This is a genomic window from Pricia mediterranea, from assembly GCF_032248455.1.
Classification (GTDB): domain Bacteria; phylum Bacteroidota; class Bacteroidia; order Flavobacteriales; family Flavobacteriaceae; genus Pricia; species Pricia mediterranea.
This window is the reverse complement of sequence record NZ_JAVTTP010000001.1, coordinates 1,729,364-1,745,162: the sequence shown is the minus strand read 5'-3', so window position 1 is coordinate 1,745,162 and position 15,799 is coordinate 1,729,364. Positions and strand designations below refer to the sequence as shown.

Annotated in this window: 12 protein-coding genes and 1 tRNA gene; 8 read left to right on the top strand and 5 right to left on the bottom strand. The window is 45.6% G+C overall.

All coding sequences use genetic code 11. The features are described from left to right. Window positions 1-24: 24 nt before the first annotated feature. The 3 genes from pth to RQM65_RS07245 form a co-directional block, all read right to left on the bottom strand. The gene (gene pth, locus RQM65_RS07255) at window positions 25-654 is read right to left on the bottom strand and encodes an aminoacyl-tRNA hydrolase (RefSeq protein ID WP_314013785.1); all 630 of its coding nucleotides are present in this window, start codon (window positions 652-654) and stop codon (window positions 25-27) included. Window positions 655-804: 150 nt separating this feature from the next. Then, window positions 805-1,482: a 50S ribosomal protein L25/general stress protein Ctc gene (locus RQM65_RS07250; RefSeq protein WP_314013784.1), complete on the bottom strand. Its 678-nt coding sequence runs from the start codon at window positions 1,480-1,482 to the stop codon at window positions 805-807. Window positions 1,483-1,601: 119 nt separating this feature from the next. Beyond that, complete coding sequence (locus tag RQM65_RS07245) at window positions 1,602-2,543, bottom strand: ribose-phosphate pyrophosphokinase (protein WP_314013783.1); 942 nt, start codon at window positions 2,541-2,543, stop codon at window positions 1,602-1,604. A gap of 247 nt (window positions 2,544-2,790) precedes the next feature. Here RQM65_RS07245 and RQM65_RS07240 point away from each other — a divergent pair. Then, window positions 2,791-2,872, top strand: a tRNA-Leu gene (locus tag RQM65_RS07240). Window positions 2,873-3,254: 382 nt separating this feature from the next. On the opposite strand, the gene RQM65_RS07235 is transcribed toward RQM65_RS07240, so the two are convergent. Next, complete coding sequence (locus RQM65_RS07235) at window positions 3,255-3,962, bottom strand: LytR/AlgR family response regulator transcription factor (protein WP_314013782.1); 708 nt, start codon at window positions 3,960-3,962, stop codon at window positions 3,255-3,257. Next, window positions 3,959-4,987: a sensor histidine kinase gene (locus tag RQM65_RS07230; protein WP_314013781.1), complete on the bottom strand. Its 1,029-nt coding sequence runs from the start codon at window positions 4,985-4,987 to the stop codon at window positions 3,959-3,961. Before RQM65_RS07230 ends, RQM65_RS07235 begins: the two co-directional genes overlap by 4 nt. 219 nt (window positions 4,988-5,206) lie before the next feature. Here RQM65_RS07230 and RQM65_RS07225 point away from each other — a divergent pair, with 219 nt between their 5' ends. The 7 genes from RQM65_RS07225 to RQM65_RS07195 all read left to right on the top strand — a co-directional run bounded on the left by RQM65_RS07225 (window position 5,207) and on the right by RQM65_RS07195 (window position 15,790). Then, window positions 5,207-7,555, top strand: coding sequence for a TonB-dependent receptor domain-containing protein (locus RQM65_RS07225; RefSeq protein ID WP_314013779.1), 2,349 nt, complete (start codon window positions 5,207-5,209; stop codon window positions 7,553-7,555). A gap of 57 nt (window positions 7,556-7,612) precedes the next feature. After that, window positions 7,613-8,173 (top strand): YceI family protein, encoded by a 561-nt coding sequence (locus RQM65_RS07220; RefSeq protein ID WP_314013778.1) that lies wholly within the window; start codon window positions 7,613-7,615, stop codon window positions 8,171-8,173. Window position 8,174: 1 nt separating this feature from the next. Next, the gene (locus tag RQM65_RS07215; protein WP_314013776.1) at window positions 8,175-8,867 is read left to right on the top strand and encodes a dioxygenase family protein; all 693 of its coding nucleotides are present in this window, start codon (window positions 8,175-8,177) and stop codon (window positions 8,865-8,867) included. A gap of 17 nt (window positions 8,868-8,884) precedes the next feature. Next, the gene (locus RQM65_RS07210) at window positions 8,885-9,235 is read left to right on the top strand and encodes a hypothetical protein (RefSeq protein WP_314013774.1); all 351 of its coding nucleotides are present in this window, start codon (window positions 8,885-8,887) and stop codon (window positions 9,233-9,235) included. Window positions 9,236-9,795: 560 nt separating this feature from the next. Continuing rightward, window positions 9,796-12,543 carry a substrate-binding domain-containing protein gene (locus tag RQM65_RS07205; RefSeq protein ID WP_314013772.1) on the top strand — a complete coding sequence of 916 codons (2,748 nt, stop codon included), beginning with the start codon at window positions 9,796-9,798 and terminating at the stop codon, window positions 12,541-12,543. Between the two features lie 243 nt (window positions 12,544-12,786). Continuing rightward, window positions 12,787-14,148 carry a sugar porter family MFS transporter gene (locus RQM65_RS07200; protein WP_314013770.1) on the top strand — a complete coding sequence of 454 codons (1,362 nt, stop codon included), beginning with the start codon at window positions 12,787-12,789 and terminating at the stop codon, window positions 14,146-14,148. A 28-nt stretch (window positions 14,149-14,176) separates the two neighbouring features. After that, entirely contained in the window at window positions 14,177-15,790 is a 1,614-nt protein-coding gene (locus RQM65_RS07195) for a glycoside hydrolase family 32 protein (RefSeq protein ID WP_314013769.1), read from the top strand. Window positions 15,791-15,799: the final 9 nt, after the last annotated feature.

Here is a 15,799-nt window from a genome sequence, read left to right as displayed (position 1 = left end):
TTGGGATTTGGAATTTTAGCCTTTTTAAGTACCATTGAACTCGTTCATGGTAATCTTAGGGCCGGCGAGGACAAAGGATTTTATAAGGGCATTTGCTTTTTCAAAACGTTCGGGCAGGGCTTTTCTCTCCTCCTTGTTCCATTCGCCCAAGACATAATCTACCTGTCTTCCCTGCCCGAAATCGGCGCCGACTCCAAACCGGAAGCGGTTGTATTTCGTAGTTCCCAAAACGTTCTGGATATCTTTGAGTCCGTTGTGTCCGCCATCACTGCCTTTGGATTTCAAACGTATCGTTCCAAAGGGGAGGTTGATATCGTCAGTAATGATCAGCACATTTTCCAAAGGAATTTTTTCCTGTTCCATCCAATAGTGCACTGCCTTGCCGCTGAGGTTCATAAAGGTCGAGGGTTTTAGGCATAAAAGGCTTCTGCCCTTCACCTTGAATGACCCCACATCGCCCAATCTTGCGGTTTCGAACGAAAGTTCTTCTTTCGACGCGAGGGCATCTAAAATTTTGAATCCCACATTATGGCGCGTCTCGGCATATTTTTCGCCTATATTTCCTAATCCTACAATTAAAAATTTTTTCATGGTATCTGGTTCATCCAACAGGGGGGTATCGGTTTTAAAAAGGGATTTCAAAAATTGGAGCATCGGTTTTCTCTTGCTTAGGTTATCTCTATTAACTTCATCCGTCGAGACCGGATATGCTGAAAAATAAGCTTCCCTAAAAATACAAAAGCATTCCGAATACCGATAGTCATGGGTATTCGGAATGCTCCGTTATGATAATCCAAAGAAAAACTATTCTTTGCTATCGTCGCCTCCTTCGGACGCCTCGCCTCCTTCGGCTGCGCCTTCTTCTCCTTCAACACCTTCTTCTCCTTCAACGCCTTCCAGCTCTTCGTCATCTTCGGTATCGACGACAATGGCCGCACGCATTTCTTTCACTTGTACCACAACCGTGGTCTCGGGATGCAGTATCTCGAAATCGTCATTCAACAAGGTCTCTACGGTGATGTTGTCACCGATCAATAACTTGGAAATATCAATATCGAAGAAATCGGGCAATTTGTCGGGATAGGCCCGAATTGCCAGCTTTCTCTTTCTGAAAAGTAGGCGTCCACCATTGCGGACCCCGGGGGCATTGCCTTGCAGACGTACGGGGATATTCATCGTCACTTCCCTATCGTCGAAGAGCTCATAGAAATCGATGTGCAGAATGTTGTCGGTTACCGGATGGAACTGAATATCCTGCATAATCGCCCTTACAATACCTACATCACCACCGAAGTCAACGCTTACGGTATGTGCGGCGGGAGTGTACACCAAATCATTGAATGCTATTTCATCCGCTGAAAAGTGTATCGGCTTATCCCCTCCGTATATAACGCAAGGAACCTTTCCAGCATTACGTAGGGCCTTCGTTGCCTTTTTGCCCACGCTTTCTCTTTCTGATCCTTTAACTTTAATTGACTTCATTTTTGATAATTATGGATTACTGATTATTAATTTTGGATTGAATTGTTTTTTGATTACCGGTTACATTTATTTTCTACTGCTACTACTGCTACTACTGCCACCGCCCACTGACCCAGCGTTTACATCAAGAACTTCGATGAAATCGAGGTGTTGTGGTGAACGCGGTGCATGACATCGGCGAACAGTTCGGCACAGCTCAATACTTTTACTTTATCACTGTCTTTTCTAGTTGGAATAGAATCGGTAACGATTAATTCCAACAATTGTGAATCTTCTATTTTCTGGTACGCGTCGCCGGATAGGAGTCCGTGTGTCGTTATCGCCCTTACGCTCAGCGCACCGCGTTCTACCATCAGGTCGGCCGCTCTGGTCAAGGTTCCGGCCGTATCGACCATATCGTCGACCAAGACCACATTTTTGTCCTGTACATCGCCGATGAGTTCCATATAAGAAATTACATTGGCCTTGGCGCGCTGCTTGTAGCAGACGACCACCTCGCATTCCAAGGCTTTGGAATACGCATACGCCCTTTTGGACCCTCCCATATCCGGCGAGGCAATGGTCAGGTTTTTAAGGTTCATTTTTCTCAGGTACGGAAGAAAAAGGGTCGATGCAAATAGGTGGTCCACCGGTTTTTCAAAGAACCCCTGAATTTGGTCGGCGTGCAGGTCCATTGTAATGATACGTGTCGCCCCGGCCGCTTCCAGCATTTTTGCGATCAGTTTGGCCGCGATCGGGACGCGTGGCTTGTCTTTACGGTCTTGCCGCGCCCACCCGAAGTAGGGCATCACGGCGGTTATATGTCGTGCCGACGCCCGCTTGGCCGCATCGAGCATGAGCAGCATTTCCATCAAGTTCTCGGAACTCGGGTTGGTCGAACCGATAATAAAGATCCGGGCGCCGCGTACCGACTCTTCGAAAGACGGCTGAAACTCCCCGTCACTGTACCTTGAAAAATGAATCTTGCCAAGATCGGTGCCATAGGCTAGCGCTATTTTTTTAGCCAGTGCGGTACTTTGGGTACAGGCGAAGATCTTAGGCTCGGGAACTTGATAGGGCATGGTTAAATGATTGTACTCCTGTTTGTTGCGTTAATCACGATGCTAAGCTCTGCCTAGCTTTTTCAAAGCGAGGTGCAAATTTAGACATTTATTCGGGTCGGGGAAGGATAAATCTTGATATTTTTGGCGCGGCAATCGAAATATTTTATAGTTTTGCAGTCCATTTCAACCCAGCGATCGATTCGATGAGTGAAGCTAGGTTTTCCTCCGATGGAGAAGCGGTCCAGAAATGGTTTGATTGCATTTTGCCTTGGTGGCGGAACTGGTAGACGCGCTGGATTCAAAATCCAGTGTCTTCGGACGTGTGGGTTCGATTCCCACCCAAGGTACAGCAGGGGATAAGCCGACTTTAACGAGTCGGCTTTTTCTTTTCAGGTACAACATAGGTACAACAAACGACAATCTCCCAATAAAATTTCCCATTCAGTAGATGCTTTAAACCATTCGGCTAATAATTTAGGAGCTATGGTTACCTTCCGGGATATGGACTTGAATCGATTACGGTTTTTAATTCCAAGCTATGCAAGCAGTCGGTTAGCAAGAAGAAGCTTCGTAGGCCTTGTCCTTTTTGAGTTCCGCAGTTAAGGCTATGCATTTAAAAAAAGCCCACTTTAGGAAACATAATCCGAAGTTTTCGGTTCCAAACAAAAGCTCTAGGCGAGTTTATAGCATTTGCGGTTTATGAAACTGCTATTGGGCATTAAACACCAATCACTTCAAATAGCCCTCTACAAACTCCTCTTTAAACGCCCGTCCAATCGGTACGAATGTATCTTTATCAAAGAAGATGCTGTTGCCCGAAACCTTTAGAATCCTTCGGGTATTCACGATGTAGGATTTATGCACTTGCGTAAATTGACCGGAGGGCAGGGTCTGCGACCAATACTTTAGGGAATGTGAGGTTAGGTGCTTTTTTTCGGGAGTAAAAATTTCGGTATAGTCCGCTTCCGATCGGATAAATAGGATGTCCTCGATAGAGATCCTAAGATGCTCATAACCGGATTTGATAAAGAGGATTTCCGGTGTGGAATTGTTTTCGGGCACAATTTTTTCCTTATGCAGTGCGACCCTGGCGGCCGGTACCTTCGAGACCGCCTTTACAAACCGCTCGAACGAAAAGGGTTTTAGCAGATAGTCCACTACCTGATATTCATAGCTTTCCAGGGCATATTCCGAAAAGGCCGTGGTCAAGATCACATGGGGTTTGTTCGGCAATGCTTTCAGGAAAGCGATACCGGAAATCTTGGGCAGATGGATATCGAGGAAAATCAGGTCGATGGGTTCGGACTTTAGAAAATCCATCGCCTTTAGGGCATCTGCGAAGGTGGCCTTGAGTTCCAAGCTCTCCACATCGCCGATGAACTTTTGCAGTACGCGCTGTGCCGGAGGCTGGTCTTCGATGATGATGCAACGGATCATACGGTTCCCTTTTTTAGTTCGATGTTCAGTCGTACCGAATATAACGAATCGGTTTCCTGTATCGAAAGTGTGTGTGCGTTGGGATAGATCCATTGCAGGCGTTTTTTCACGTTCTGCAACCCGATACCATGGGAAAGGTCATCCGTATTGGTTTGCGGCTGGAAGGAATTGACACATGCAAACTCCAACATGCCATTTTCGGTTACATGGATTTGAATCTCTATCGAAATATCCTCCGATTGGCTGGCCGTACTGTGCTTAAAGGCGTTTTCGACAAAAACGTTCAATATCAAAGGCGCGATCTGGTATCCCGATGGGATATTATCGGCATTGAATTCCACTTTTCCCCGATCCTCGATCTGCAGTTCGCTCAGCTGGGTAAAGTTCTTAAGGTGCTCGATTTCCTTGGCCAACGGCACAAAATCCTCCCTGCAGTCATACAGCATATAGCGCAATACGGAAGAAAGTTCCAAAATAATGGAAGGCGTTTTGGGGGAATTATCGATGGCGTAGGAATACAGATTGTTCAGGTTGTTGAAGAGAAAATGCGGATTGATCTGCGATTTCAGGTATTGCAGCTCGCTTTCCTTGACCATGGCGCTTAAAGTATCCACTTCATGCTGTTTTTTCATGGCATCCCAGGCAAATTTAAATCCACAGAGAATCGTAATTAGGGGCATGACCTCCAATAGTGTGAAAAACAGACCGGGGAAACCTTGGCCACGGCTATCGGCGAAATAGATTTTTTCCAAAACGAATTCCTCGATCGAAATAACGAAAGCAATGACCAGCACCAATGAAATAAAAAACAACAGATACTTTTTCCGGTAAAAAAACCGGGGCAATAACACGTAGTTGATAATAAAGGCCCCGAAGGCATAATTGATAAAATAAGCGACCTGAAATGGCTGTATTTCATGGTTGTGCTTATCGAACGAAAAGAAAAGGAACAGCACCACATGCAGCAGTACCTGAAAGAATACTTCCGCCGAAACGCTTTTGCTCCATGTGAATTTATTGGCCATCCCCCAAAATTACGGTTTTATGGTCTGGAGGGATAACGTTAATCCCCCATCAACGGATTTTGGGGTGTGAACGACAATTCTAAGGCGAAATGTCGTTCGCTGCGTTGTTTTTGTCGTTCACGGAAAATTGCTTCCCGTTCTATATTGGATAGTGCATCTTTGGACCACGATATCATAACGGACAACACCATGCATTTGAAAAGAATATATCCCGTATTCATGTTATTTTTCCTATTTAACGGCATTATTATTTTTGCCCAAAACGGTTCCGTGACCATCACGGGGAAGATTATCGAAAGCGGGGGAAGCCCCATCGAATTCGCCACGGTGCTCGTTGGCGATCCGGCCACCCAAGAACCGATTACGGGCACCACCACACTGGAGGATGGCTCGTTTACCCTGGAAACGGATGCTTCCGATTTTTACATCGAGGTAAGTTTTATCGGATTTGCGCCCCGGACCATTGAAGACCCTGCTGCCGTCAACGGTATCATCGATTTGGGAACGGTAAGCCTTTCCGAAGATTCACAACAATTGGACGAGGTAGTGGTCGAGGGTCAGGTTTCCCAGACCCAGTTCAAGCTCGACAAACGGATCTTCAACGTAGGGACCGACCTCAGCAGTACGGGTGCCAGTGCCCTGGAAGTGTTGAACAACGTACCTTCCGTCAACGTAAACATCGAGGGAACGGTCAGCCTGCGGGGCAGCCAGGGCGTACAGATGCTCATCAACGGGAAACCCTCGGCCATTGCCAGTGAACAGGGCAACGCCCTAGGTACCTTGACCGCCGATATGATCGAGCGTATCGAGGTGATCACCAACCCGTCCGCGAAATACGATGCGGAGGGCACTTCGGGCATCATCAACATCGTACTGAAAAAGGAGGAAAAAAAGGGCCTTAACGGTTCCGTGACCCTGAATACGGGAATCCCGAACAACCATAGCCTCGGGCTGAGCCTGAACAAGCGTACGGAAAAGTTCAACCTGTTCAGCCAGTTGGGCGTGGGGCGCAGGACCTTCCCCAGTGACAACGAGACCGAAAACCGGAACCTTGGCGACGGCACTTACATCACGAGCATCGGCGAAAGCGACAAGAACGAGACCTTCGTGAACGTCATTTTGGGCACCGATTACCACATCGACGACTACAACGTGCTGACCCTTTCCGGCCATTTTGCCTACGAATGGGAAAAGGAAAACTCCGATGCGGTTTTCAGTATTTTCGACGCCGGGAATGCCCTGACGGATGCCTTCCGCCGTAGGGAACTGACCACGGCCACCAATCCCAAATACGCCTATGAGCTGCAGTACAAAAAGGATTTCGAGGGCAACGAGGACCGGTCCCTCCTGATCAGTGCCACGGGAAACCTGTTCGCCAAGGACCAGTCCTCGGACTTCGAGAACACGGTGATCTTGGGCGATGGCGACGATATGCTGCAACGGGCGCGCACCGATTTCGGTCAGGCCGATTATACCTTCAAGGCCGACTACACCCATCCGTGGGCGGAAAAGTACACCGTTGAAACGGGGGCCCAATATCAGATCAACGATGTGGAGAACGACTTTGCCATCAGCGATTTCGACGGCTCGGACTTTATCGAGAACGCCGATCTGACCAATGTTTTCGAGTGGGTGCAAAAGGTCTTGGGCGTTTACGGTACCGCCGCCTATGAGGGCGACAAATGGGGCGTAAAACTGGGGCTCCGGTTCGAGGATACCGATGTGGGCACCGTTTTGCAGAATACCAATGAACGCAACGACCAAAAGTACGGCAACTTCTTTCCGAGCGGCCACACTTCCTATAAGATCAATGACGACCTTTCGTTACAGGCCGGGTATTCCAAACGTATATTCCGTCCTCGCCTGTGGGACCTGAACCCTTTCTTCAACATCAGGAACAATTTCAACATCCGCACCGGAAATCCCGATCTGCAGCCGGAATTTACCGATAGCTACGAGGTGACCGGCATCTATAAACTGGGCGATCTTTCCATGAACCTGGGCGTGTTCTACCGCCATACCGAAGAGGTGGTGGAACGTGTCGTCGCCTTCGAGGACAATGTGAGCATTTCACGGCCCGAGAACATAGGTACCAGCAACACCACCGGTATCGAGTTCAACGCGAAATATCTGCCGACCAACTGGCTTTCGTTTACCAACGATTTCAATTTCAGCAGTTTTGTGCGCGAAGGTTCCTTTGAGGGCACTTCCTTCGATTTTAAGGGCGAGCAATGGTCCACCCGATTGACCGGCAAGGTCAAGCTGCCCGCAGACATCGATGTGGAGCTGATCGGAAATTATCGGTCCGGCTTCCGCACCTTCCAGCAGGAAATCTCCGAAAACCTGTTCATGGATTTCGGCGCGAAAAAGAAAATATTAAAAGGGAAGGCGGTACTGAACCTGAGCATCCGGGACGTATTCGCGTCCCGCATCCGGGAGAGCATCACCGACCGGCCCAATTTCTATCTGCGGGATTTCAGCCGGCAGGGCCGATTCGTAACCTTCGGTATCAGCTTCGGATTCGGCAAGGGCGAGGCGATGGAGTTTTCGGGACAGAAACAATTCTGACCATCCCTGTTAACTGAAATTTTTCAATAAATACTAACAATTAAACAGAGCAACATTATGAAAAAGGCAATTTTTATGGTATCGATTTTAGCCTGCGCCACCTTGACGGCACAGTCCGTTTGGAAGGCCGACAACGCCCATTCCAAGGTAGGTTTCGCCATTACGCATCTAATGATTTCCGAAGTGGAAGGACATTTCGGGGAATTCGACATTCAGGCTACCGCGGATGAATCCTTTGGCGACCCCGATTTTACGGTGGACATAAAAACGGCCAGTATCGACACGGACAACCAAAAAAGGGACGACCATCTGCGCAGTGCCGATTTTTTTGATGCCGAGGCACATCCTTCCCTAACTTTTAATACGACCTCCTTTGAGAAAACCGGGGAAAAGACTTTTAAATTGACTGGCGACCTGACCCTGCACGGCGTTACCAAGCCCGTTACCTTAGAAGGAAAGCTGAACGGAATCATTACCGATGAGCGCAGCAAAAAACTAAAGGCGGGATTGAAATTAACGGGAACAGTGGACCGCTTGGCCTTCGGGGTAGGAGGTGATACGCCCACGCTAGGGGACGAGGTCGATATGACCATTAATCTGGAAATGGCACAGCAATAAGATGAAACGCAAGGAATTTCTGACCAAGGGAATGGTCGGTCTGGGAGGGGTCGTCGCCCTGACGGCCCTGGCCAATTCGGGCAAAACTGAAATGACGGAGGAGTCCGTTTCCGAGGATTGTACCGTGTCGCCCCGTGAGACCAAAGGCCCCTTTCCGAACAAGACCCCTGCGGACTACGTTCGCGAAAATATCATCGGCGACCGCAAGGGAGTTGCCCTGTTGGTTACCCTGACCATTTTGAACAAGAATTCCAATTGTGAACCCTTGCCTAATGCCTTGGTCGATATCTGGCATTGCGATAATCAGGGAAATTATTCCGAATACGGCGGTTTTGGAACGCAGCGCGACGACCTGGCCCAAGAACATTTTCTACGGGGCAGGCAGACCACGGATTCTAACGGCAAGGTATCTTTCATCAGTATCTTTCCAGGTTATTATCGGGGGCGTGCACCGCACATCCATTTGGAAATTCTAAGTGGTAGCGAAAAATCGCTATTGGTCACGCAGATCGCAATTCCGGAGGATGTTTGCGACACCGTTTATGCTACCCAAAATTATCAGGGACCCGGTTATATCCCTAATTCGAGGGACGGGGTCTTTGGCAGTAGCCTAAAGCAAAATATGGCCGATGCCGTTTCCGGAAATGCTTCGGAAGGCTATGTGCTTGAAAAAGCTATCGTGGTAAACTCATAGATCTAAAACGGGCAAAGTTGAATAATGGGAAGAACACCGACTACCTGAAAAGCAAATTGCAGGACAATCGCACCTTGGAAACCAATTTGGAAGACGAAGTCTTGCGAAGGTCACTACAGCGGCGAGGTTTTAAAGCGGATAAAACCGAGGGCAACGCGACCTATTTTGATGGGGGCACCTATAATAAGACCACTGGCGAGGCATCCTACACCGAGAAGAAACTGCCCATAGTTTTGGAAAAAATGAACAAGCTGCATAAGATGCCTTCAGGCAACACTTTGTTCTGGCTGGGTATATTCTTCGGCATCGCGCCCTTGTTCTTTTCCGATTCGGCCTTTTTTATGTTCCGGTCGAGGGCCGGTCTATAAAAAGGGGCTTTATTTCGCGGAGGGCTGGGCTTTTGCTTACGGTGATCCTTTTGATGGTCTAATGCCAATGAAAATGGACTAAACCTTTGTATTTGGAACTGTCCAAAGAATAGGGTTGAGTTCATTTTTTTATTTTCAACTTCTTCGCTCTTTTTAGAGACATTTTAAAAAAGTAGGTTCTACCACGAATGTTGTGGGAATTGAATCATAGATTATACTGGCTTGGGACTTTTGGACGTAGGACATAAGACAAAGAACAATATCCTCGATGCATACTGTTAAAAGTATACGCCTGTTTGTCAGGGTTTTACAGGTATAAGTCTTACGTCTTAAGTCGTTTAGTCTTATGTCAGGTTTTAGGATTCTCATTTCTTATCCACAGAAATAACGGTATAACCAAAAAGTATACAAATATCTTGAAAACCATGGTGGAGGTTTAAGAGGTGTAAAAGTTCAATACCGTAAAAGGTCGGTTGAACGATACTTCAAGAAAATCATTTTTTCGGTCAGATTGTGTGAAGTCTATTTTGCTTAAGTTTACGTAAAGAATACAACTGCCAATGTTCAAAACGAGGTACACGCCGCTTTTTTTGATTGCGATTCTCCTATTTCTAGCCTCTTGTAGTACAGGCAAAGAAGGGGATACCATCCATATCGGCTTTTCTCAAGCCATGTCCGATGACGATTGGCGGAGGTCGATGAACGATGCCATGGAGTTGCAGGCATCGCTCAACCCGAATATCGATTTGACCATAAGGGATGCCAATTACGAGGTACAAAGGCAAATTGAACAGATTGAGGCATTTATAGCCGATAGCCTTGATATTCTAATTGTGTCTCCTATACAATCGAAACCCATTACTCCGGTTGTAGAGCGGGCACTTGATGCTGGAATTCCGGTAATCGTAGTGGATAGAAAAACGGAAAATGAAAAGTACACGGCATATTTGGGGGCAGATAATATTGAAGTGGGTAGAAACGCCGCTAAGAAAATAATTTCCTCCAATGCCAAAGATTCCATTCGTATCGTCGAGATAAGAGGCATGGCGGGTTCTTCGCCGGCGGAGGAACGTAGTCTGGGATTTGCACAAATCATCAACAGTTACAAAAATGCCGTAATTGTTCAACAGATTCAGGGCGATTGGGAAAAGGAGTCCATTCAGGGTCAATTTAGGGAACTGCTTCAAAAGAATAGCAAAATTGAATATGTTTTCGCACACAACGACCGTATGATAAGGGGCGCTTGGGAAGTGGCCCGAGACCTTGGGCTAGAAAGCACTATACATTTTATTGGCGTAGATGGACTCAATAGCCCGGATGGTGGCATCCGGATGGTCGAGGACGGTATGTTGAAAGCAACGGTCTTATACCCAACCGGAGGCGAAGAGGCCATAAAATTGGCCCTTAAAATCCTGAACGGGGAGAGTGTGCCCAAAAACAACATCTTGACGACCACTATTATCGACGAAGTGAACGCCGAGATCATGAAGAACCAATTCGATAAGATCAATGAGCAACAGGAAGAAATTGAAAATCAATTGGTTGCCATCAAGCAGCAGGAAGAACTCTACTATTCCCAAAATAATTTATTAAAAATAACTATGGCGTTGCTGGCAATCATTCTTAGTCTTGCGTTATACAGCGTTTATTCCATTTTTGCCATTCGGAAGAAAAATAGACAATTAGAGCTTACGAACAGGAAGATTACCGTACAACGAAATCAAATTGAGAAAATCGCTAAAGAGGTCGAGGAGATCAATGAAGCTAAACTGAATTTCTTTACATGGCTATCACACGAGTTCAAGACTCCGATTACGTTGATATTGAGTTCTATCGAATCAATAAACGATGTCGCCAAGGAAAAAGGTTTGAGACTTATGAACGAAGTGGAATTGATCTACAACAATTCGAACCGTTTGTTACGGCTCATCAATCAACTATTGGATTTTAGAAAAGTCGAAGATCGCAAATTTACCCTACGGGCATCAAAAACAAATATCTTCACCTTTTCCAAAAATATCTTCAAGGAATTTGAGCGAGAGGCGAAAAAAAGGAACATTACGTTCAAACTAAGTATAAATAATGAAGATATGGAATTGTTCATCGATAGAAACCTGATGGACAAGGTGTATTTCAATCTACTCTCCAATGCGTTCAAGTTTACCCCGGAAAATGGGAAAATCGAGATAGACATTCGAGACCATGTCAATGAAGATACAGTTGCTATCCATTTTAGGGACTCCGGCATCGGTATTCCGGAAAAGGAATTGGACGGTGTTTTTCAGGCCTTTTTTAGGGGTTCGAACAATAGAAAAAACAGTTCGGGCATCGGGCTGCATGTAAGCAAGGAATTTATTGAAATACACGCGGGCACTATTGAAGTCAGATCTTTTCATGGAACGGAGTTTATTATCACCCTGCAAAAAGGTCGGGCGCATTTTGATGAGAGCCAGATCATTGCCGATCAAGATTTGGTGGATACCAACATAATCGATTTCTCTTCGGAACATTTGGTCGACGAAAATTATCTGGTACAGGTACCTGAGAGGGACCAAGAAAACTATTCGGTTCTAATCATAGAAGATAATCGGGATCTGCTACGGTTTCTAAAGAGCAAATTGAAATCGGAGTATGACATCCATCTCTCGGACGGTACGGACGCCATTGAAAAGGCTTTTGAAATAGTCCCGGATATTGTTTTATGTGATATCAGCCTTCCGAATAAGAATGGGTTCGAAATCTGTGAAATCTTGAAAGGAGATTTGCGCACATCCCATATACCCACCATAATACTTACCGCCATGGGCGATAAGGAATCGTATTTAAAAGGTCTTGAATCAGGGGCCGACCTGTATCTCACGAAGCCTTTTAGCTATTCCATTTTGGTACAGTCCATTAAATCGCTATTGTATAATAGGGAGAAACTCCGGTTCTATTATACCAGTAATATTCATAAAATTGAAGATTCCGATGCTTTCGGTAACCTGGAACAACGGTTCTTAAGTGAAGTGAACAGATTGATCAAGGATAATCTGGACAATCCAAACTTTTCGGTAGAAAACTTGGCGGAACACCTGAATATTTCAAGGGTCCAATTGTATCGAAAGGTAAAAGCTTTGATGGGTATTAGCATTAGCGATTATATCGGTAACATCCGTTTGGAAAAAGCAAAATCCATGTTGGAAAATACCTCGTTGACTGTAGCCGAAATTGCTTACGCCACAGGATTTTCCTCACCCAACTATTTCTCTACCGCTTTTAAAAATAAGTATGGCATGCCTCCCGGATCATTTCGAAAATCAGTTTAAGTCATTTCTTGTCCGGTCCCATTTTATTTCTACCAATTGCACGTATCAAATTCAAACAAAAGGTAACACCAGTATACTTGTACGTTTTTGACGTATGTTAATTTTTTCTTGTAATCGTTTGATTTACAGAACAATATATGTCTTTCCCGATTTCTTAACGAAAACATAAGAAATTGGAATATCATCAAAGTACCAAGCCTTATTTTACGAATACTTTAGCACCAACGCTAGAGAGTTACGATTATGAAAAAAATATGGGTTTGGTCTATTGCCGCTGCATTGGCAGGTTTTCTATTCGGATTTGATACCGTAGTCATCTCCGGTGCGGATAAAAAACTCCAAACCCTTTGGGACTCATCCGATGTATTTCATGGGGCCATCGTTATAGGAATGGCCTTATGGGGTACCGTGGTCGGGGCGCTACTCGGGGGCATACCCACCAATAAGCTCGGCCGAAAGAAAACTTTGATTTGGATCGGGGTGCTCTATACGATTTCTGCCCTGGGCTCCGCATTGTCCAATGACCCCATAACCTTTGCCATCTTTCGGTTTCTTGGAGGCCTTGGCGTTGGGGCATCTACCATTGCGGCACCCGCCTACATATCAGAGATCGCTCCGGCAAAGGATAGGGGCAAATTGGTCGGTCTATACCAGTTTAACATTGTTTTCGGTATTCTCATCGCTTTTTTCTCCAACTATCTCTTGAACAATATAGGCGAAAACTCCTGGCGGTGGATGCTCGGTGTCGAGGCGATTCCGGCAAGTATCTATACGGTGTTCGCCTTGACGATACCGAAAAGTCCAAGATGGTTGTTGTCCAAGTTAAAAGTAGATGAGGCTCGGAATGTATTGGGGGTTATTAATCCCGGTCAAGATGTAGAGCAACTAATGTTGGAGATCAATACCGAAAATAAAACTACCGTAACCGGTGAAAACATTTTCATGAAAAAATATAGATTCATTTTAATCCTGGCCTTTTGTATCGCTTTTTTTAACCAATTGTCCGGGATCAACGCTTTTCTATATTATGCTCCCAGAATTTTGGAGGAAGCAGGCCTTGGTGCCAGTACCGCCCTACTAAGCAGTATAGGTATAGGGGTAACCAATATGCTCTTTACCCTTTTGGGGATATTTCTAATAGACCGAATGGGCAGAAAGCAGCTCATGTACATCGGGTCTGTGGGCTATATCATATCCCTTTCATTGGTAGCCTGTGCTTTCTTCTTTAATTGGGAAGGGATGTCGGTTGCTATTTTCCTATTCCTGTTTATCGCTGCCCATGCCGTAGGTCAGGGTACGGTAATATGGGTATTTATCTCCGAAATATTCCCGAATCATTTAAGAGGATACGGTCAGAGTTTTGGCAGTTCGGTTCACTGGATTTTGGCCGCCGTGGTCCCTTCTTTGATCCCTATACTTTTTGCCACTATCGGCCCGGGCATCGTATTTACATTTTTTGCCTTCATGATGTTGCTTCAATTGTTGTTTGTTGCTTTTGTAATGCCCGAAACAAAGGGAATTTCATTGGAAGAGTTAAGTAAAACGTTAATTAAGGGAAAAAACCGTGATGAAAAGGTTATTCCCGCTAAGGGAACAAAAGGATAACTAAAACTAAAATTTAAAAATAAAAAAGATGAAAAGCACAACTGGCAAACTATTCATGATCTCGGCATTGATGTTAACGGTCTTTGCCTGTAAGGACAAAGCGGATATGAAGAATGAGATTGTTGCGGACAACGAGAGGATTAGCGCAAATTCAGAGGAGGCACTGTACCGCCCCAATTTCCATTTTTCCCCAAAAAAGGGATGGATGAACGATCCCAACGGTATGTTCTTTTACAACGAATATTATCATCTGTATTTCCAACATTATCCTGACAGCAGTAAATGGGGACCCATGCACTGGGGCCATGCCACCAGTACCGATATGGTGACCTGGAAGGAACAGCCGATAGCTTTATATCCCGATGAATTGGGATACATCTTTTCGGGCAGTGCCGTGGTGGACCATGAGAATACCTCCGGTTTTGGGAAAGAGGGGAAAATTCCTATTGTGGCTCTATTTACCTACCACGATCCCAAAAAGGAAAAAGGAGGGGGTACCGATGTGGAGACCCAAGGGATAGCCTATTCTTTGGATGAAGGATTAACATGGACAAAGTACGAGGGCAACCCAGTTATCAAAAATCCCGGCGAAAGGGATTTTAGGGATCCCAAGGTGTCATGGAACGACCTTCGCAAAGAATGGGTCATGGTATTGGCCGCAGGTCAAAAAATCATGTTTTATACCTCCCAAAACCTTAAGGACTGGAAACTTCTTTCCGATTTCGGGGAAGGTGTCGGCAACCACAATGGGGTATGGGAATGCCCCGACCTGTTCCCACTAAAGGTCAAGGATTCCGATGAAGAAAAATGGGTCCTTTTGGTGAGTATCAATCCCGGGGGGCCGAACGGGGGCAGTGCCACCCAATATTTCGTTGGCGATTTTAATGGGGAAAAATTTACGTTGGACCCCGATTTTAAGAACGCCATGGTCAATGAACACGATTTTTGGGTGGATTTCGGGAAGGATAACTATGCAGGGGTAACCTGGTCGAACGTAGCCACTGCCGATGGCGGAAAACTTTTTATAGGATGGATGTCCAACTGGCAATATGCCAACGAAGTGCCAACGGAAACTTGGAGAAGTGCCACCACCGTGGCCAGGGAAATGGAATTGATAAAGAGCGGTGATGAGTATCGCCTAATTTCCATACCGGTGGAAGAACTTTCCGGTTATCGAAGCTCCAAGTACAAAAAGGAAAACATTTCCGTAAAGGATGAAGTAAAGTTGATTGGTTCGGAAACTGCCGATCTATCACGTACTGAAATCAATTTTTCCATTTCAGATCTAGCGGATAACATATACACTTTGAGGCTTTCCAATAATGAGGGGGACGAACTGTCCTTTGGGTACGACCATCGTGATAAGAGCTTTTATATAGATCGGTCAAAATCAGGAAAAACAGGGTTTTCCGAAAATTTTGCCAATAACATTTCCACAGCCCCTAGAACGTCCGATGCAGTAAATCTATCGGGAAAAATACTATTGGATAAAACTTCCATCGAACTTTTCTATGATGATGGTGAAACGGTAATGACCGAAATATTCTTTCCCAACGCACCTTTTGAAACCCTGTCCATTGCGTCTGAAAACGGTGAATTCCTATTGGACTATATAGAAGTACACGAATTGAACTTTAACTAAACTCAACTA